The sequence below is a fragment of the Abyssibacter sp. genome (genome assembly GCF_964229365.1).
Lineage (GTDB): Bacteria > Pseudomonadota > Gammaproteobacteria > Nevskiales > OUC007 > Abyssibacter.
On the sequence record NZ_CAXRDQ010000050.1, the window covers coordinates 77,846 to 95,844 of the forward strand.

At 62.5% G+C, this 17,999-nt stretch carries 19 protein-coding genes; 10 read left to right on the plus strand and 9 right to left on the minus strand.

Annotated features, from left to right (window positions below):
- Positions 1-40: 40 nt before the first annotated feature.
- Entirely contained in the window at positions 41-1,276 is a 1,236-nt protein-coding gene (locus tag ACE1EY_RS08565) for a trans-acting enoyl reductase family protein (RefSeq protein ID WP_370299953.1), read from the minus strand.
- A 346-nt stretch (positions 1,277-1,622) separates the two neighbouring features.
- On the opposite strand from ACE1EY_RS08565, the gene ACE1EY_RS08570 reads away from it, so the two are divergent.
- The 4 genes from ACE1EY_RS08570 (at position 1,623) to ACE1EY_RS08585 (ending at position 4,246) form a co-directional block, all read left to right on the plus strand.
- The gene (locus ACE1EY_RS08570; RefSeq protein ID WP_291514167.1) at positions 1,623-2,069 is read left to right on the plus strand and encodes a hypothetical protein; all 447 of its coding nucleotides are present in this window, start codon (positions 1,623-1,625) and stop codon (positions 2,067-2,069) included.
- A 126-nt stretch (positions 2,070-2,195) separates the two neighbouring features.
- The gene (locus ACE1EY_RS08575) at positions 2,196-3,773 is read left to right on the plus strand and encodes a ShlB/FhaC/HecB family hemolysin secretion/activation protein (protein WP_370299954.1); all 1,578 of its coding nucleotides are present in this window, start codon (positions 2,196-2,198) and stop codon (positions 3,771-3,773) included.
- 46 nt (positions 3,774-3,819) lie between these two features.
- A complete protein-coding gene (locus ACE1EY_RS08580) occupies positions 3,820-3,993 on the plus strand; it encodes a DUF1328 domain-containing protein (protein WP_291514165.1) in 174 nt (57 codons plus the stop codon).
- Between the two features lie 49 nt (positions 3,994-4,042).
- Positions 4,043-4,246 carry a hypothetical protein gene (locus ACE1EY_RS08585; protein WP_291514164.1) on the plus strand — a complete coding sequence of 68 codons (204 nt, stop codon included), beginning with the start codon at positions 4,043-4,045 and terminating at the stop codon, positions 4,244-4,246.
- Positions 4,247-4,469: 223 nt separating this feature from the next.
- Here the strand turns inward: ACE1EY_RS08585 and ACE1EY_RS08590 are convergent, their stop codons facing one another.
- The 8 genes from ACE1EY_RS08590 to ACE1EY_RS08625 form a co-directional block, all read right to left on the minus strand.
- Positions 4,470-4,841, minus strand: a complete 372-nt coding sequence (locus tag ACE1EY_RS08590) for a MerR family transcriptional regulator (protein ID WP_370299955.1) — start codon at positions 4,839-4,841, stop codon at positions 4,470-4,472.
- Positions 4,822-5,121 carry an integration host factor subunit alpha gene (locus ACE1EY_RS08595; protein WP_291514163.1) on the minus strand — a complete coding sequence of 100 codons (300 nt, stop codon included), beginning with the start codon at positions 5,119-5,121 and terminating at the stop codon, positions 4,822-4,824. The genes ACE1EY_RS08590 and ACE1EY_RS08595 overlap by 20 nt, the downstream gene beginning before the upstream one ends.
- Positions 5,122-5,123: 2 nt before the next feature.
- Complete coding sequence (pheT, locus tag ACE1EY_RS08600; protein ID WP_370299956.1) at positions 5,124-7,490, minus strand: phenylalanine--tRNA ligase subunit beta; 2,367 nt, start codon at positions 7,488-7,490, stop codon at positions 5,124-5,126.
- A gap of 11 nt (positions 7,491-7,501) precedes the next feature.
- Positions 7,502-8,503: a phenylalanine--tRNA ligase subunit alpha gene (pheS, locus tag ACE1EY_RS08605; RefSeq protein ID WP_370299957.1), complete on the minus strand. Its 1,002-nt coding sequence runs from the start codon at positions 8,501-8,503 to the stop codon at positions 7,502-7,504.
- Positions 8,504-8,663: 160 nt separating this feature from the next.
- Complete coding sequence (rplT, locus tag ACE1EY_RS08610) at positions 8,664-9,017, minus strand: 50S ribosomal protein L20 (protein WP_291514160.1); 354 nt, start codon at positions 9,015-9,017, stop codon at positions 8,664-8,666.
- A 48-nt stretch (positions 9,018-9,065) separates the two neighbouring features.
- Complete coding sequence (gene rpmI / locus ACE1EY_RS08615) at positions 9,066-9,263, minus strand: 50S ribosomal protein L35 (protein ID WP_109719335.1); 198 nt, start codon at positions 9,261-9,263, stop codon at positions 9,066-9,068.
- Positions 9,264-9,282: 19 nt separating this feature from the next.
- Entirely contained in the window at positions 9,283-9,801 is a 519-nt protein-coding gene (infC, locus tag ACE1EY_RS08620; RefSeq protein ID WP_370299965.1) for a translation initiation factor IF-3, read from the minus strand.
- A 379-nt stretch (positions 9,802-10,180) separates the two neighbouring features.
- Complete coding sequence (locus tag ACE1EY_RS08625) at positions 10,181-10,612, minus strand: VOC family protein (RefSeq protein ID WP_291514158.1); 432 nt, start codon at positions 10,610-10,612, stop codon at positions 10,181-10,183.
- 218 nt (positions 10,613-10,830) lie between these two features.
- On the opposite strand from ACE1EY_RS08625, the gene ACE1EY_RS08630 reads away from it, so the two are divergent.
- The 6 genes from ACE1EY_RS08630 to ACE1EY_RS08655 are packed head-to-tail and all read left to right on the plus strand — an operon-like array spanning position 10,831 to position 17,673.
- Positions 10,831-11,793 (plus strand): MoxR family ATPase, encoded by a 963-nt coding sequence (locus ACE1EY_RS08630; RefSeq protein ID WP_291514157.1) that lies wholly within the window; start codon positions 10,831-10,833, stop codon positions 11,791-11,793.
- On the plus strand, positions 11,793-12,710 hold the full coding sequence (locus tag ACE1EY_RS08635; RefSeq protein WP_291514156.1) for a DUF58 domain-containing protein: 918 nt from the start codon (positions 11,793-11,795) through the stop codon (positions 12,708-12,710). The genes ACE1EY_RS08630 and ACE1EY_RS08635 overlap by 1 nt, the downstream gene beginning before the upstream one ends.
- Positions 12,707-13,174 carry a DUF4381 domain-containing protein gene (locus ACE1EY_RS08640; protein ID WP_291514155.1) on the plus strand — a complete coding sequence of 156 codons (468 nt, stop codon included), beginning with the start codon at positions 12,707-12,709 and terminating at the stop codon, positions 13,172-13,174. The genes ACE1EY_RS08635 and ACE1EY_RS08640 overlap by 4 nt, the downstream gene beginning before the upstream one ends.
- Positions 13,171-14,157: a VWA domain-containing protein gene (locus ACE1EY_RS08645; RefSeq protein WP_291514154.1), complete on the plus strand. Its 987-nt coding sequence runs from the start codon at positions 13,171-13,173 to the stop codon at positions 14,155-14,157. Before ACE1EY_RS08640 ends, ACE1EY_RS08645 begins: the two co-directional genes overlap by 4 nt.
- Positions 14,154-16,001: a VWA domain-containing protein gene (locus ACE1EY_RS08650; RefSeq protein WP_291514153.1), complete on the plus strand. Its 1,848-nt coding sequence runs from the start codon at positions 14,154-14,156 to the stop codon at positions 15,999-16,001. The genes ACE1EY_RS08645 and ACE1EY_RS08650 overlap by 4 nt, the downstream gene beginning before the upstream one ends.
- Positions 15,994-17,673 carry a BatD family protein gene (locus ACE1EY_RS08655; protein WP_291514152.1) on the plus strand — a complete coding sequence of 560 codons (1,680 nt, stop codon included), beginning with the start codon at positions 15,994-15,996 and terminating at the stop codon, positions 17,671-17,673. Before ACE1EY_RS08650 ends, ACE1EY_RS08655 begins: the two co-directional genes overlap by 8 nt.
- The last annotated feature ends 326 nt before the right edge of the window (positions 17,674-17,999 follow it).

The window sequence follows — 17,999 nt, forward strand, 5'->3', positions numbered from 1 at the left end:
GTTGCCTACGTCGGCACGTTGCCGGCCATGCTTCGTACCGTCATTGACCAACAACTTCAAAACGGAGTCCGGCGTGGGCCTGTAAACGTTGCAAAAAGGCATCACCCAGCAAGGTCGAGGGCGTCCAGAATCCGCCCTTCGCATCCTTGGGAATATCCAGGGCCAGGCAGGCGCCCGCTTCACCCAGCATCTTGCCCGTCGAGCCGTAGCCGGGGTCGCGATCACCGGTGACCTTGGTCATCAGCAACTCGTCGCCCGCGCCGCCCCGGCCGAAGAATCGAACATCGAAAAAGCCGGATGCCTGCTCCGCGGGGCTTGGCCCTTCACCCGGTTTCGGAACCACAAAGCGCTGCAACAACCAGCGCGTGGGCGGGATTATCGATGCCGTCATGAACCCTGCCATGCCGAGTGCGACGGACATCGCGGTAAGCCGCCCCTTGGAACTGATGCCGGTCATCATCGCCTCGTCGTAGACAAAGTCCTGACCGTAGGGAAACCCGGCTATTGCATTCGAGCGGTGCACGACCCGGGTGTTGATGGCGGCCATCACGAATGGCGCCAGCCAGCTACGCGCATCGGGGTCGTATTCGGCAAACGTCACGTTCGGCTGGCGCACCCCCTTCCGGGCGTCTGGTGGGCACAGCAGATGCGGGTTCGCAAGCTGTTTGCGTAGCACAGGGTCCTTCCGGGCCTCTTGCACCACGTTTAAAAGGCTGGCGACGGTCCCGCCAGAAAAACCGCCTTTCGCGGCCTTCACGCGCATCTTGACGCGCGAGCTTGGCGCGCCGAACCGCTTGCGGGCCTCGGTCTGAAAAAAATGCAGGCCCAGATCAGACGGCACAGAATCAAACCCACAACAATGAACGATGCGCGCACCCGATTTTTGGGCCGTGTCCTCGTGAGCATCGATCATTCGACGAATCCACTGCACCTCGCCAGTCAGGTCGCAATAATCGGTGCCGGTTTCTGCACAAATGCGCACCAACTCGGAGCCGAACAGTGCATACGGCCCGACAGTGGAGATCACCACGCGAGTCTGTGCGCACAGTGTGGATAGCGCCGTTTCATCGTCGGCATTGGCCAGAATCAGCGGAATATTCGCTGCACCGGCACCAAGATCGCCCCGCACACGCTCCAGCTTGCTCCGCGAACGGCCAGCCATGGCCCAACTCAGTTCGCCACCGGAGGCTCCATGACGGGTGAACAGGTGGCGACAAAGAATCTGGCCGACAAAGCTGGTAGCTCCGAACACCACCACATCGAACTGTGTACTCATCAGGGAGAACGCCTTCCGTGAATTGGGCGCGCAGTATCCCGCATGCTCCCGGCACACGCACATCGTGGCCGCCCGGCCCCTGCAACGACGACCGGTGCGTCCGCATGCGACCCATGCCGTAACGACGAAAACCTGTCGGGATTTGGAGACAGCGTCTATCTCATTGATTTTATTAATCTATGAATGAATTTCACCACGCTTCCCCTTTCCGCCCTGTGACTCGGATGAGACACCAGATGCCAACTAACTCATTGTTTTAACGTGTTTTTTTATTGGCACGCCCTGTGCGCTGTTATATCCAGCAGCGGAACCGGCTGTTACCCAATTTGAACCATTGAGACACGGTATGAAGGCACAGATCACATTATTGATGAGCGCGCTCATGGCTAGCGGCGCTGCTTTGGCTGCGTCGGGCAATGCAGATGCACAGGGCGAAATAAGTACCGATCGCCGCGCTGCCGATGCGGACATGAACCTTGGCGCTGAAGGCTCCAAGGACAGAGCGTCCAGCGACTACTCCAGCAGCTACAGCTATGAAGGCACCAAAGGCGAGGTCAAGGGATCAATGAGCGGGAAGATGTCGATCAGCATGGACGAGATCGTCGAGTCACCTGACGCCTCCTTCGCAAAACTTGATCGCGACGGCGACGGCATGATCTCCGCGGGCGAATCGACATCCAGCCGCCCGGTCTTGACGCAGTTTGATCGCGTCGACGAAGACGGCGACCGCATGCTGTCATCGAATGAGTTCGACGCCCTGGTGGCCTCGTTCGAAGACGAGATGGCGGAGTAATCCACGCTCGTCGGCGCGCTGATGGCAATCAGCCGCAAACACACGTGCCGAATGACGGTGCTCGGGAGAAGACCCGCGCTGTGATTCGGCACGATGTCACACCAGCACGACACAAGGATGTAACACATGGCGATTGATCTGCCACCGGCGGACGCCGCGCAAATCATCACTTCGACGCCCGCCGCCGATTACGGACAGGCGCTGGCTTTGTCGGACGGTGATCGCTTTTTCCAAATTTATGGCAATAGCCTGCTGTCTCAGGACCAAGTCATTCGGGCTTTGGAAGATGTGACCGGCAGCGAAGGTGCCTTGGAAGCACTGACCAGTGCTTACCGCGACAGGGGCTACTTCCTGGTGCAGGTCAAGGCGCTGGAAACCCGGCGCGGAACCAACTTGTACGTGACGGAAGGTCGGTTTACCGAACTCGATGTCCCTGCCCCGCTGGAACGTTATTTCGATGGGTTCCAGAACAAACCGGACCTCACAGCAAACCGCTTTCGTCGAATGGCGCTGCTCGCTCAAGCGCATGCGCGCCAAGCAGGCTACGAACCCTTCGCGGTCTATCCGGCCGATGAAACCGACCCCACGGCTGTCACCTTCGACGTGAAAGTGGACAAGTCGATTCACAAAAACTACCAGTTGGATCTCGGCTTATCCAATTTCGGCAATCGCTTCGTCGGCGAGTATTTCGCGACGATCGACGCCGCCTACGCCGATGTCGACGGCAACCAGTACCGCGCTTCTGTGGATGGCGCCTTCGAAGGCGAAGGACCGTCAGAAGACGACGGCGACTTGATCAAGGCCGGCCTTGGCTACGACCGAATCGGCACGCTGGGACAGTTCAGCCTGGACGCATCCTATGTCGACTACGACTACGTGATACGTGCTGATCGTGAGTTTGGCCCGGTCTTTCCGGACCTGGAAGTCAACCGACGCAACTATTCGGGCGAAACGCTCGAAGTGGTGGCGCAGGCCTCGCACCTGCTGTTTGCGGGCGAGCGGACGCGGCTCATCGTTGGCGAGTCCATCGCCTATGTTGATGACGAGGTCACCGACGAGACTGCCGGGGCCCTCATTCTCGACGAGCAATACACCCTCGCCGGCCTGCAGGGCACGATCGGCCACGAATTCACGGCCTTTGGACTGCCACATTCGCTGGGCCTGACCATCGAGGGCCAGCACGCGATCTCCGCGGATACCGCCGAGACAGGCGCCGGCCGCGCGGATGCCGACGACGACTTCACCATCTCCACGGTGCAAGGCACCTTCGGCGTCGACTTCACAGAGAACACCTCAATCACCTTGCTGGCCGAACACCAGTGGGCCTTCGACCCCCTGCCGCAGAACGAAGAATGGGTACTCGGCGGACCGACCCGAATCGCCGCGTATCTACCCGGCGCGCTGGAAGGCGACGAAGGGAGCTATGGCCGCGTAGAGCTGGCCCAAGGCAACATTCCGCTCGGCATCGCCAAGCTGGAAGCTGCCGTGTTCTACGAAATCGGCACCGCGGAATTTGAGGAACGGTTCGACACCGAACGGCAGACCATCGCCGATGCAGGTGTGCAGCTAACCACCGCATTGTTGGACGAGCGACTCGCCATCTCGGTGATCTCGGCACACCCAACCCAGCGTGATTCCGTCGATCGCGAAGAGTTGGACCGCATCAGACAGGAAGTCTTTTTCCAGGCGCAGTGGAGCTTCTAGATCCGCCCATCGCGACCGCACGATTCATACGACAAGGAGGCTAACCATGCTCAGACTCGCTATCGGATTTTTCATCGTCGCCATAATCGCCGCCGTCTTTGGCTTCGGTGGCATCGCAGCCGCAGCGACCGACATCGCAAAGATCCTGTTCTTCATCTTTGTGGTCCTGTTCGTCCTGGCGCTGATCGCAGGCGCGGTTCGAGGACGCCCACCGGTTTGACCGACGCACCACATCGATTCGATCACCCAACACTTGAAAGGAGCTCAACATGAACACAGCCATTCGCAACGGTTTGCTGGCCATCTTCGCCGCACTGATGATCGGCGGATTCTCTGCCTGTGACAGCAACGACGGCGCCGCCGAGGAGTTCGGTGAAAAGGTGGATGAAACCACCGAGGAAGCCGGAGAGGAATTCGAGCAGACCAAGGAAGACATCGAGGATTCCGCGGACGATGACGGTAGCCACCACTAAGGCCGCCAGGTCGTCACGACCCCGGACAAAAAAAGGCGGCCCATGGCCGCCTTTTTTCTATCTACTCGATCTGAATCTGGTCGGGGAGGCCGGATTTGAACATGCGACCACCAGCACCCCATGCAGGTGCGCTACCAGGCTGCGCTACACCCCGAGAGAGGCGGGATGATACCGGGATTGAACGGTTGACTCCACCGCCGGCGCCCAAAATCTTTCATGGGTATCAAAGCTGGCGAATGATGGCTTCGAGTTCGATTCGGATTTCTTCCAGAGCCTTGCGCGCCGGTGACTTGGGCGCATCTCCGGCAATGCTTTCCTGCAGCTGCTGACGCGCTCCGCCGATGGTGAAGCCCTTGTCGTAGAGCAGGTGACGTATCTGCCGGACGAGTTCGACATCGCGGCGCTGGTAATAGCGGCGATTGCCCCGACGCTTAACCGGCCGTAGCTGCGTGAACTCCTGCTCCCAATACCGCAGAACATGCGGTTTGACCGCGCAGAGTTCGCTCACTTCACCAATGGAGAAATAACGCTTTGCCGGAATTTCCGGCAGTTCCAGCGTGGGAACCTGGACGCGCTCAGGTGCTGCTGCGGGCACTTTCGTCGACTCGGCTGCGGAGTTTCTGACCAGGGCGGAACGTCACAACGCGGCGCGCGGAGATCGGAATCTCCTCGCCGGTCTTCGGGTTGCGGCCCGGTCGCTCTCGCTTGTCTCGCAGTTCGAAGTTCCCGAATCCCGAAAGCTTGACCGGATCGCCTGCTTCCAGCGAGCGACGGACTTCCTCGAAGAACAATTCGACGAATTCCTTCGCTTCCCGCTTGTTGAGTCCGAGTTCCTCGAACAGCGTTTCCGCAAGGTCTGCCTTGGTCAACGCCACACTTATTCCCTGAAGCTAACCCCCAATTCGGTGCCGAGGGCCGCCCGAATACCAGCAACAGCCTCGTCCACCTCCCGATCGGTTAGCGTGCGCGTTTTATCTTGGAAAATCAAGCTCAAAGCGACGCTTTTGCAGGAATCGGGTAAGCCCGCACCACGATAGACATCAAACACGCCAGTTTTTTGCAGAAGTTCACCGCCGGCATCGCGGGCCACCCGCAGCAAATCACCGACCTGCAACGGTTCCGGGCACACCACGGCGAGGTGCCGGCGCACCGCAGGCTGATCGGTCACGGGCGTGTAGGCAGGCGCTTGGCCGTTGAGCACGGCAGCGAGTTCGATCTCGAAGAGCATGGTGTCCTGACCAACGTCCAGCCGCTTGGCGGCTGCCGGGTGCAGGCGGCCCAGCCAGCCCACTGCGGCTCCATCAACCAGCAATCGTGCCGACTGGCCGGGATGCAGCGCCGGATGCGTTTCGGCCCGGCATTCCAGTTCGCACCGCGTCTGCTGCGCCAGCGCCTCGACATCGGCCTTCACGTCGTAGAAGTCGACCGGGCGCGCGTCGCTGTCCCAATGCTGCGCCCAGCGAGGGCCCGCGACCAACCCCGCCAATACCCGCGGCTGGTTCACATCGTCATTGTCGGCGGGATGAAACTGCAATCCGATCTCATACACGCTGAGCCGATCCTGCCCGCGCGCACGGTTGTGCTTTAGCACGCCCACCAATCCACTCCAGAGGGTCGTGCGCATCACTGACATCTGCTCGGCGATGGGATTGTCGACCGGAACGACTGGTTGCCCGCCCGAGAGCAGCGCGTTGATCTGGGCGTCGACAAAACTGTAAGTGATGACTTCGCTGTAACCACGGGAACACAGCAAATCATGAATGCGATGCCTGCTGACCTGCCCTTCCAGCAACTGACCAAAGCCCAGCTCGACCGAGCGCGGGCCACCGGGGAGGTGGTCGTAACCGACGATGCGGGCAATCTCCTCGACCAGGTCTTCCTCAATGGTCAGATCGTAGCGGTGCGACGGCGGCGTAACTTGCATGCGATCGCCACCGTCTTGCTCCACTACACAGCCCAGCCGCTGCAGAATGCCGCGAACGGTATCCTCTTCGATCGCGCCGCCGAGCAGTGCCGCCAAGCGAGTGAGTCGGAGCGAAACCGCCGGCTGCGCGGGCACGTTGGCCCAGGACGTGACCGGGCCCGCGTCGCCGCCACAGACCTGTAGCACCAGCGCGGTTGCCCGCTCCATTGCCACGGCCTGCAATTGCGGATCGACACCGCGCTCGAATCGATAAAGCGCGTCGGAAACCAGCTTGAAACGCCGGCCGATTCCGGCAACGGCCTCAGGCGTGAAGCACCCGGCCTCCAGAAAAACCGCGGTCGTGGCGTCCGACACCGCCGATTCGGCACCGCCCATGGCGCCGGCAAGCCCCACCGGCCCGGATGCATCCGCGATCACCAAACAGGCTTCGTCTAGATCGATAGCCTGGTCATTCAGCAAGGTCAGCGCCTCCCCATGCCGGGCGCGACGCGCCGTCAGGCCGCCCGAGAGCTTGGCATCGTCATAGGCGTGCATCGGCTGACCCAGCTCGAGCAGCACATAATTGGTGATATCAACCAGCGCGCTCTTGGGTCGCAGCCCGGCCCGGCGGAGGCGTTCGCGCATCCAGGTCGGCGTGGGCCGCGAAGCATCAACGCCCGTGATAAGCCGACCGTAAAGTGAGGGGCAGTCGGACACGTCGTCCGATACCACCTCTCGCTGCCCGGCGTGTGCGGCAACAATCGTCGGTATAGCCACCGGTGACCAATCGGCTTCGTAAAGGACGGCCACATCACGCGCCACACCGCGAATGCTGGTGCAATCGCCCCGGTTGGGCGTCAACTCGATCTCGATAACGTTGTCGTCTGCGCCGATTGCCGCACGGAAGTCGGCCCCCGGCTCGCCAACGTCGAACAACTCCATCAAACCATCGGCGGCGTCGCCCAACCCCAGCTCGCGCGCAGAACAGAGCATGCCCTGCGACTCCACGCCGCGGAGCTTGGCCTTCCTGATCTTGATGCCACCGGGCAGTTCGGCACCGACCGCCGCCAGCGGCACCAGCACGCCCTCACGGACATTGGGCGCACCGCAGACGATCTGGATATGCTGAGCGCCATCGTTGACTTCACACACCCGCAGCTTGTCGGCATCCGGATGCGGGTTCACCGCCTCGACCCGGGCCACCACGACGCCGGTGAACGGCGGGGCCACTGGTGCAACCGAGTCGACCTCCAAACCCGCCAGGGTGAGGCGCTCGGCCAGATCTTCCGGCGTATCGCTGACCGAAACCCATTCGGACAGCCACTGGCTACTGACTTTCATCGATACCGTTCCTACTGAAACTGCGAAAGAAAACGCAGGTCGTTCTCAAAGAACAAACGCAGGTCATCCACGCCGTACCGCAGCATGGCCATGCGCTCCATGCCCATGCCAAAGGCATAACCGGTGTAGATCTCCGGGTCGATACCCGCGGCGCGCAACACGTTCGGATGCACCATCCCGCAGCCCAGGATCTCCATCCAGCCCGCGCGGCCGTTCAGATCCTCGTAGTGGATATCGACTTCGCAGGACGGCTCCGTGAACGGAAAATACGACGGTCGAAAACGGGTCTTCACTTCGCGCTCGAAAAAGGCACTGAGAAACGCTTTGAGGTCCGCTCGCAGATCCGCAAAGCTCACCCCTCGTGCCACGTATAGCCCTTCAAGCTGGTGAAACATCGGGCTGTGGGTGCGGTCGGAGTCGCAACGATAGACGCGGCCGGGCGCGATGATGCGCAGGGGCGGCTCTCGTTGCTCCATCATGCGAATCTGCACCGACGACGTATGCGTGCGCAGCACCCGGCTACCCTCGCCCACGTAGAACGTATCGTGCATTGCGCGCGCCGGATGGTTCGGCGGGAAATTCAACGCCTCGAAGTTATGGTAGTCGTCCTCGACCTCCGGCCCCTCGACGGTCTCGAAGCCAATGGTGCCGAACAACGCGCTGATGCGATCAATCACGCGGCGAATCGGATGAGCCCCACCGTACTCAAGCCCACGCCCCGGCAAGGTGACGTCGATCGCCTCGCCCTGCAGGCGTGCATCGATGGCCTCTCGCTCCAGGGTTTCACGGCGACTATTGATCTGCTCGATCAACGCCTGCTTGGTCTCATTGACCTGCGCGCCGAAGCTCCGGCGCGTGTCAGGGTCCATGCCACCCAGTGTTTTCAACAACGCGGTGATCCGGCCCTTTTTGCCCAGCATCTCGACACGCACCGCATCCAATGCGGTGGCGTCCGACGCCGAGGCGATCCGCGCAGCCGCATCCTCGTGCAATGCATTCAGATCTTCTGACATCCCGTTGATCCGATTAATTATTTATCAGTTGTACAACATCCGAGACAGCCGTTCGGATGGCCATCACGGGCAACAAAAAAGGGGAAGGCCAATAAGCCTTCCCCTTTCTGATTCAACTGTCACATTGTCATCGTCCGGCATGCCGGACAAACAATGCGGGTCAGAGGCTGGCCTTGGCTTGCTCGGCGAGCTGACCAAAAGCCACTGAATCGTGTACGGCAATATCTGCCAACACCTTGCGATCCAGTTCCACGCCAGCTTCCTTCAATCCGTGAACGAAGCGGCTGTATGACAATCCGTTGATCTTGGCGGCTGCGCCGATCCGCTGGATCCACAGGGCGCGGAACTCGCGCTTGCGGACCTTGCGATCGCGATAGGCGTACTGACCGGCCTTGGTGACCGCCTGATTGGCAACACGGAAGCTACGACTGCGAGCGCCGTAATAACCCTTGGCGGCCTTCAGAACCTTCTTGTGTCGTGCCTTGGCGGTAACGCCGCGCTTGACTCGTGGCATGACGATTTCCTCTTGATCATCGACCCGTCAGGCGGGTCGAAACAAACATTAAACGTAGGGCAGCATCCGCTCTACGGCTTTGGTGTCGCAGCTAGCGACCTGCGTCACCTTGCGCAGCTGGCGGCAGCGCTTGGCGTTTTTCTTGGTCAGGATGTGGCGGTGATGGGACTGCATCCGCTTGAAACCACCACTTCCGGTGCGCTTGAAACGCTTCGCGGCGCCCCGGTTGGTCTTCATCTTCGGCATGACAACTCTCTGTCGATTCTTAGTTCTTACGCGGCGCCATCACCATGATCAGCTGCCGTCCTTCCATTTTCGGTCGCTGTTCGACGCTGGCCAATTCGTCCAGCTCTTCGCGAACGCGATCGAGCAGGCGCATTCCGATTTCCTGGTGCGCCATTTCGCGCCCCCGGAACCGCAAGGTCACCTTAATCTTGTCACCGTCTTCCAGAAACCGACGCAGGTTCCGGAGTTTCGTCTGGTAATCGCCTTCGTCAGTGCCAGGCCGGAACTTAACTTCCTTGACCTGAATCTGCTTCTGCTTTTTCCGGGAACTCTGCTGCGACTTCTGCTTCTCGAAGATGTGCTTGCCGTAATCCATGATCCGGCACACAGGCGGCTCAGCCTGCGGTGCAACCTCTACTAGATCGAGTCCGGCTTCCGTGGCCTTCGCTAGCGCCTCTTCAATACCGACGATTCCGACCTGCTCACCTTCTGCATCGACCAGCCGAACCTTCGGCACCGTAATTTGGTCGTTGCGCCTGTCCTGTCTTTCCCGGGCGATACCTTCGTCCTCCAATCAAAACCAGTGTTCAGTACCTCTATCCGGCACCGATGGGACCGGAAAACGGCAAGCCCTCGCCGTCGTCACCCGACGCATGAGGGCCGCGGATTGTATGCGACCGCCGCCAGGTCCTCAACATCAGTTCGCGAATTTTGTTGGCGCACGCCGGAGCCTGAGCCCTTCGCGGGACCACCATGCCTATAAATTACTTTATGCAAGTTTCTTATCTATCTGTTTTTAATCGATATTGCCGATAACAACACTTCGTCAAAGGCATCTGCACCGTTGCGGTTTCTCTTCGCCGCATCGAGGCTTTCGGCGCTGTCGACTCAGGGGCGATGCGCGTTTACGCGCTCCGACCGACAACATATGCGCCGGGTCAGCGGGCGAAAAGAGCACGGCCAACGTCTCTGAAGCCTTTGAATTCCAGCGCGTTCCCGCTTGGATCTCGCAGAAACACGGTCGCCTGCTCGCCCGGTTGGCCGACGAAGCGCCGCCGCGGCGCCAACTCAAAAACCACCGCTCGCGCGGCCAGGCGATCCACCAGACGCTGCCAGTCATCCAGCGGCAAAACCACACCAAAATGAGGCACTGGCACGTGATCACCATCCACTGGCTTCGCCGAACGACTCCCGCCCTCGCCCGCACCATGAGCGAGGTGGACCACGAGTTGATGACCGAAAAAGTCGAAGTCAACCCAGGTCGCGGCGCTACGCCCTTCCGTGCAACCCAGGGTCTCACCGTAGAAATGTCGCGCGCTGGCCAGTTCGGCCACCGGGATGGCCAGATGAAAAGGACTGAGTTCGCTCATCGCTCGGCAGCATAGGCAAACACCGCGCTCACCAACAGCCCGGGCTTGCAACCCGGCGCTGACCCAAGACATCCTTTTCGCGCATCGCGGATGGGGAGGCCTCGTACGCTGACCGATTCCGGCTGCCCACAAGACGCTCAGCGGATCTTGATTCGATCAGCTGGCGTCATCATTTACGGGTGTCGTTCTGAGACCCGACACACTTGACTCAAGGCGCCATGTCGAAACACAGCGTGCTCGCGGCACTGCGGGATGCCGTCGAATCCCGAATTCTTGGGCAAACCCATCTTGTGGAGCGGCTGCTCATCGCGCTGCTCGCTGATGGCCACCTGCTCGTCGAGGGCGCGCCAGGACTGGCGAAGACCACGGCGATCAAAACCCTGTCGGATCATCTCGACGCGGACTTCCATCGTCTGCAGTTCACACCGGACCTGCTGCCGTCCGACCTGGTGGGCACCGAGATCTACCGGCCGGAAGCTGGTGCATTCGAGTTCCGGCAGGGACCGATGTTCCACAACCTGCTGCTGGCCGACGAGATCAACCGGGCTCCGGCGAAGGTGCAATCTGCGCTGCTGGAAGCCATGGCGGAACGCCAGGTGACCGTGGGTCAGACCACCTACCGGTTGCCCGACCTCTTTCTCGTGATGGCGACGCAGAATCCGATCGAGCAGGAAGGCACCTACCGATTACCCGAGGCGCAGCTCGACCGGTTCCTGATGTACGTCAAAGTGGGGTACCCGGATGCGGCAACCGAGCGCGCCATCCTGCGCCTGACCCGGAACGACGAACGCAGCATTGCTCCACCGGCTACGGGGCTAAAAGTCACGCAGGCCGATGTGATGGCAATGCGCGCGGCCTGCTTGGAATTGCATTTGGATGAGGCGGTCGAGGAATACATCGTCCAGCTAGTCCAGGCAACGCGCACGCCAGCCGCCTACGGCGATGATCTGGCGCGGTGGATCGAATTTGGCGTAAGCCCACGCGGCACACTGGGCCTGGAACGCTGCGCCCGCGCCCATGCCTGGCTGCGCGAGCGCGATTACGTCTCGCCGGATGACGTACAGGCCATCGCTGCCGATGTGCTGCGCCACCGCGTGCTGCTCAGCTTTGAGGCCGAGGCCGACGGCGTTGACAGCGATGCGGTCGTCCAACACCTGCTGGAACGCGTGCCCGTCGCCTGATGCCCGCTGCCGACCCGACCCGGATCGATCTGGACGCATTGATCGCGTTGCGCCAGCAGGCGCATGTGCTGGATCTCAGCTCCCGCCCCCGGGTCATGACCGACCTGGCCGGCGCACATGCCTCGGGTTTCCGCGGGCGCGGCATGGAGTTCGACGACTATCGCGTCTATCAGCCTGGTGATGATTTGCGCGCCATGGATTGGCGCGTCACCGCTCGGACGGGCACGCCTCACATTCGCCTCTACCATGAAGAGCGCGAACGGCCGGTCATTCTCTGTGTCGATTTACGGCCCGCCATGTGGTTTGCCACGCGAGGGCGGTTCAAGGCGGTTTGTGCCGCCGAAGCCGCCGCGCTATGCGCCTGGGCAGCCCTGGAGAACCGCGATCGCGTTGGCGGCCTGAGTTTTGACGACAGCCGCCATGTCGAGATCCGCCCGGGTGGCCGGCGACAACTGCTGCACTGGCTGCACGCCCTGAGCGAACACGGCGACCGAACAGCCTCGCCCCGTTCCGACGCCCTCGCCCAACTTCTGCGCCGGCTGCTGCGTACGGCACGCCCCGGCGCACTGGTTGGACTCTTCAGTGATTTCCGCCAGCTCGGCGCGATGGAATCGGCGCTATTGCGCAAGCTGGGCCAGCGAGTGGAGCTGATACTCGGCTTTGCGGTCGACCCGATCGAGCGCGAGCTTCCACCCGCCGGTCGCTACCCATTAATAGATGATTCCGGGCAGATCCAGTGGATCGACACCAGTCAGCGCGCGCACCGAGACCGCTGGGTCGAACACTATCGGCTCCGGCGCGGCGCGGCGGAGTCCGCCGCACGCGCCAGCCGGGCCCATTGGGTGGAACTGGGCACCGAACGTGATCCGGTCGAATCGCTCACCGCGGCCCTGGGTCGGCGGCGCCAGATCGCATGAACCCTGCAGGCAATGATCCGCTTGCGCAGCTGCGTGACGTGCACCTGCCGCCTGACCCCGGCTGGTGGCCGCCCGCGATCGGCTGGTGGTTGGCAGCGCTGGCCTGCCTGATGGTGATTGCTGGCGCAGTACTGCTCATCCGTTGGCTTCGGCGCCCGACACTGTTTCGCGACGCTCGGCGCGAGCTGGACCGGATCGCCAGCCAGGTGGACGACGCCGGGTTCGAGCCGGCGCTGGCCGCCTGGTTCCGGCGATGCATGGTCGTCCGCGACGGCCCGCAAACGGCCGGACTGACCGGCGCCGCCTGGCTCAACCAGTTGGAACGATCAGCCCCGGACACGCCGATCCAGCCCGTGTGGGAACAGCTGTTCGTGCAACGTTACCAGCCGGCGCATGGGCCGCTGACGGACCGCGAGACCCTGCTGGCGACCTGCCACCAATGGTGTCGGGAGGCCCTGCGATGATCGAGCTGCTGTGGCCCTGGATGCTGTTCGCATTGCTCCTTCCCTGGCTGGCGTATCGCCGCGCGCCAGCGGTGCGCGCCGGCCGCGCGGTGCGGCTGCCGATTTATGTCGAGTTGCAAGCCGCCGCTGCGGCCTCGCGGTCTCAGCGGTTCATGCCGGGATGGCGGGCTGCTGCCTGCATCGCGGCCTGGGTCTTGTTAGTGGTCGCCGCCAGCAGACCGGTGTGGCTGGGCGACCCGATCCGGCTCCCCGCCAGCGGTCGCGACCTGATGCTGGCCGTCGATGTCTCCGGATCCATGGAGGAATCCGACATGGTGGTCGAGGGGCGCCGGGTCAACCGGCTCCAGGCGGTGCAGTCCGTCGCTGCCGACTTCATCGAACGGCGGGTCGGAGATCGCGTGGGACTGATTCTGTTCGGTGATCGCGCCTACGTCTATTCGCCGCTGAGCCTGGATCGCGACACAGTGGCGACACTGCTCGCCGACGCCCTGGTCGGGTTGGCTGGACAGAAGACCGCCATCGGCGATGCCATCGGGCTCGCGGCCAAGCGTCTGCAAGACAGCCCTTCAGATCATCGCGTGCTGGTGCTGTTAACCGACGGCGTCAATACCGCCGGCGAGTTGAACCCGGACAAGGCAGCGGAGTTGGCGAGCACGCTCGGCATTCGCATTCACACCATCGGATTCGGCAGCGGGGCGCAAGCCTTCGGCGGCTTTTTCCAGATTCAGCAATCGCAAATCGATGAGCCGCAGCTCCAGCGCATTGCGCAGCAAACCGGTGGCCGCTACTTCCGGGCTCGCAACACCGAGGAGCTGGAGGCGATCTATCAACTGCTGGATGACATCGAACCGGTCGAGGTCGATGCCCTCAGCCTGCGCCCGCAGGACGAGCTGTTTATCTGGCCGCTGGCACTCGCCGGGCTATTCGCCGGGCTGGTCGCCCTGCCCCCGCCGCGCCGGACGCGAACGGAGGCCGCCTCATGACCTGGCTGGACAGTTTCCACTTCATCCGTCCGCTGTGGCTGCTGGCGCTGCTGCCATGGCTGGCATTGGTGGTTCGTGCCGGACGCAACGGCGGCGATGACACTCGCTGGACGCGTGTGATCGACCCGGCCTTGCTCCGAGCCCTCACGCCATCCGGCAGTGATGTTCGTCCCGCCCCGCTGGATCGTCTGACGGTCTGGGCTGCGCTGCTGGGCGGCCTGATCGGCGTTATCGCCCTGGCCGGCCCGTCGTGGCGCTACCAGCCGACCCCGGTATTTCAGACCAGTCAATCGCGAGTAATCGTGATGGATTTGTCGGAATCCATGAACGCACAGGACCTTGCACCCGATCGACTGACCCGGGCGCGGTTTGCCGCGCTGGACCTCATTGACGCTCTACCCGACGGGCGCATCGGCGTCGTCGCCTTCGCCGGCACAGCCCATTCGGTTGTCCCGCTGACCGCTGACCATCGCACCGCACGCCATCTGGTCAGCACTTTGTCGCCCGACCTCATGCCGGTGCCCGGCAGCAACGTGGCGGCCGGACTTCGACAAGCGGAATCGCTGTTAACCCAGGGCGATGCCTGGAACGGAGACATCGTGCTGCTGACCGACTCCGAACCCGATGCGGCTGCGCGAACGATTGCTCAACAGCTGTCGGGCCAGGGATTCCGACTCGCGGTGGTTGGCTTTGGGACCGCCGACGGCGCACCGATACCCAGTGCCCGGGGCGGCTGGATACACGGGCGCGATGGCCGCATGAGCCTCGCCAAACTGGACGAAGACGGATTGCGCCGCCTTGCCGCAAATGGCGGAGGACGTTATCTGCGCATGCCGGCCCAGGCCATCACGCCGCAGCAACTGGGCCTTTCGGAGGTCTCGCGCCAGACTGCCGACGGTGGCGAGGATCACCGGGAGACGCAGCAATGGGAAGATGCCGGTCCCTGGCTTCTGTTTCCGCTGGTTCCGCTGATGCTGCTGGCATTCCGACGGGGGGCGCCCTGGCTGACCATCGTTGTCCTGCTGGCCGCCCCGCTCCCGCGCGCCGAGGCCTTCGATATTCACACGCTGTGGAAGAATGCGGATCAACGCGGACACGATCTGCTGCAATCCGGTGAACCCGCACAGGCCGAAGAGACGTTCAGCGATCCACGCTGGCGCGGTATCGCTGCCTATCGCGCGGGTGACTACGAAGCCGCGATCGCAGCGTTTACTGACCCGAAAACCGCAGACGACGCATACAACCTGGGCAATGCCCTGGCCCGCGCCGGTGATCTGGACGGGGCCTCTGACGCCTACGCCAAAGCGCTGGAGCTGGATCCGCGACATGACGACGCCGCGTTCAATCAATCTCTAATCGACCAGTTGAAGCGGCAGCAGGACCAGCAAGCCGATCAGGGCGGTGAACAGGAAGACGGGGACGACCGCGGCGAGCAAGACGACCAAAACCCAAAGAACAACTCGGAGGACGGCAGTCAGGCGTCCGATTCATCGCAGTCGGCGAACGATGCTCAGTCGCGATCCCGCGGCGAGCCGAACCGCCAGGACTCGGGTGAGCCGTCCGACGCCGAGGACGCAAGCGAAGAATCGCAGCGCGAAGAGGCCGGCGAACAGGCAGAGCGGACGCCCGAGCAGGCCAGCGAAGACGCCGAACCATCGCAGGACCAGACCGCCCGGAGCGCCGCTGGCGATCCAGGCGGAGACGAAACCGATCCGGCCAAACAGGCTGCCGTTCAGCAGTGGCTGCGACGCGTGCCGGATGATCCGGGCGGCCTGCTGCGCAACAAATTCCTGCTGGAGCAACAGCGCCGCCAGGCGCAACGACAAGGTGACGGTGATGGCTAGGGCTTACGCAATCCTGTTCGGACTGGGGTTGTTGCTGGCGACGCCGGCGTGGGCGATCACCAGTGCCACGGTGGACCGCAATCCGGTCATGGTCGGCGAGACGTTCAATCTCACGCTGCGCACGACACATGACGCGGATGTATCGCCAGATTTCTCGGTATTGGAGCGGCAGTTCCGCTTGCTGAACACGGTAAGCGGTTCGGAGTACCGCCTCGTCAACGGCCGGGCTTCGCGGAGTCGACACTGGACCACCACCCTGGTCGCAACACAGCCGGGCGAATACCGGATTCCGGCCATTGCTGTGGGGGCCGAAAGCAGTGACCCGATCAACATCCAGGTCCTAGCGTCGGCGAGCGGTGACGGTCCGCGCGATGCCTTCGTGGAGTTCGAGGCGGACCAGCGCGACCCCTACCTGCGGGAGAAGGTGCTGCTGACGACCCGCCTGTATGTCAGCGGCGACCTCGTATCCGGGCAGCTCGGCGAACCCGTCGCCGATGGCGCCGTCGTCGAACAGATCGGCGAGCAGACCGAGTCCCGAGCCGTTCGCGACGGCGAACGCTATCACCTCTTCGAGCGTCGCTACGCGCTGTTTCCGGAACAGGCGGGCACGTTGACCATCGAGCCACCGCAGTTCACTGGGGAACTGTCCACAGGACGGCGACGATCCTCAATGTTCAACCTCGGCCAGTTTGCCGGACAGACTCGGAAGATCTACGCGGAAGCCGACCCGATCACACTGACCGTGCAAGCACCTCCAGCGGATTGGCGCGGGCCTTGGATACCGGCCTCCAACGTGGAGTTGGTGCAGACGCTCGTGCCCGATACGGGCCCTTTCGTCACCGGGGAACCGTTTAGCCGGGTCATCGAGTTGCTCATCGACGGACAGCTGCACACGCAAATCGAACCGCTGCGTCCGGAGCAGCCAGATGGCGTACAGGCCTACGGTGATCCCGCGGATGCAACCACCCGGGAATCCGCGTTCAACGTCCAGGCCCGTATCGCTCAGCAGTGGGCCTTGATTGCCAACCGGCCGGGGTCGCTCACGGTGCCCGAACTGCGGTTTCGGTGGTGGGATACCGACGACGACAGCCCGCGTGAGACTGTCATCCCGGCGCGCACAATACGGGTCGAGCCCGGAGCTGGCCTGGAGATGCCGCCTCCGCAGACCACCGAACCCGAGATGCAGACGCCTGGCACCGCCCCAGCTGGCGAACCCGACGCCGAAGCGACAGGGTCACGACGCTGGTTCTGGCTCAGCGGATTGCTGGCATTCGGCTGGGCGGCGACGGCTTGCGCGTGGGCCTGGTCGACGCGAGGGCGGCAACCGCGTCCGCCCGCCGCCGAAAAACCCCGGCCACGCATATCGCGACGCGACGTCCAGCGGGCGCTTGGTCAACGCGACCCCGCATTGGCACGTCAAGTGTTGCTGAACTGGGGCCGGCAACGCCATGCGCCGCACTCCATCGTCTCGCTTGATGACATCGCTCGCCTGGAAGGCGACCCGGAACTCTCACTGCAGCTTGATGCGCTGGATGCTCTGCTCTTTGGCACGGCCGACAAGCCAAAGTTATGGAACCCTGATCCGCTCATCGCCTGCATCGGCCGCTTGCCCGGCTCGCGCCCCTCACGCTCGTCCAGTTCGACCCTGCCGCCGCTATACCCCACCGCTTAGAGCCGGGTCCTCGAAGCGTTGGGCGGCAACGCCCGCCCCTTCATCGCGGGTAGGCACACCTGGGGAAAAGTGTGGCATTCTTCAGGGGTTGGAAATGATGTCTCTATTGAATCGTAAGCATGGTTTGCTTGGATCCGGCGCAAAAAAAACCCCCGCGCCACATGGCTACAGGGGCAACAAGTCGCCTGTTGGGCTCGCGCCCGTCAGACGGACTCCATGGAAGCTGGATCTGACATTCGGTGCTCAGACACTGGGTAAGACGTCTGAACGACCAAAATAGTTGCACGTTCCTAGATAAACGGATTCCGCATCAAAAAGCGGACATC

Coding starts and splice junctions, on each gene's coding strand:
- ACE1EY_RS08565 (WP_370299953.1), bottom strand. CDS start 1,276: ATGAGTACACAGTTCGATGTGGTGGTGTTCGGAGCTACCAGCTTTGTC.
- ACE1EY_RS08570 (WP_291514167.1), top strand. CDS start 1,623: ATGAAGGCACAGATCACATTATTGATGAGCGCGCTCATGGCTAGCGGC.
- ACE1EY_RS08575 (WP_370299954.1), top strand. CDS start 2,196: ATGGCGATTGATCTGCCACCGGCGGACGCCGCGCAAATCATCACTTCG.
- ACE1EY_RS08580 (WP_291514165.1), top strand. CDS start 3,820: ATGCTCAGACTCGCTATCGGATTTTTCATCGTCGCCATAATCGCCGCC.
- ACE1EY_RS08585 (WP_291514164.1), top strand. CDS start 4,043: ATGAACACAGCCATTCGCAACGGTTTGCTGGCCATCTTCGCCGCACTG.
- pheT (WP_370299956.1), bottom strand. CDS start 7,490: ATGAAAGTCAGTAGCCAGTGGCTGTCCGAATGGGTTTCGGTCAGCGAT.
- pheS (WP_370299957.1), bottom strand. CDS start 8,503: ATGTCAGAAGATCTGAATGCATTGCACGAGGATGCGGCTGCGCGGATC.
- rplT (WP_291514160.1), bottom strand. CDS start 9,017: ATGCCACGAGTCAAGCGCGGCGTTACCGCCAAGGCACGACACAAGAAG.
- rpmI (WP_109719335.1), bottom strand. CDS start 9,263: ATGCCGAAGATGAAGACCAACCGGGGCGCCGCGAAGCGTTTCAAGCGC.
- ACE1EY_RS08625 (WP_291514158.1), bottom strand. CDS start 10,612: ATGAGCGAACTCAGTCCTTTTCATCTGGCCATCCCGGTGGCCGAACTG.
- ACE1EY_RS08630 (WP_291514157.1), top strand. CDS start 10,831: ATGTCGAAACACAGCGTGCTCGCGGCACTGCGGGATGCCGTCGAATCC.
- ACE1EY_RS08635 (WP_291514156.1), top strand. CDS start 11,793: ATGCCCGCTGCCGACCCGACCCGGATCGATCTGGACGCATTGATCGCG.
- ACE1EY_RS08640 (WP_291514155.1), top strand. CDS start 12,707: ATGAACCCTGCAGGCAATGATCCGCTTGCGCAGCTGCGTGACGTGCAC.
- ACE1EY_RS08645 (WP_291514154.1), top strand. CDS start 13,171: ATGATCGAGCTGCTGTGGCCCTGGATGCTGTTCGCATTGCTCCTTCCC.
- ACE1EY_RS08650 (WP_291514153.1), top strand. CDS start 14,154: ATGACCTGGCTGGACAGTTTCCACTTCATCCGTCCGCTGTGGCTGCTG.
- ACE1EY_RS08655 (WP_291514152.1), top strand. CDS start 15,994: ATGGCTAGGGCTTACGCAATCCTGTTCGGACTGGGGTTGTTGCTGGCG.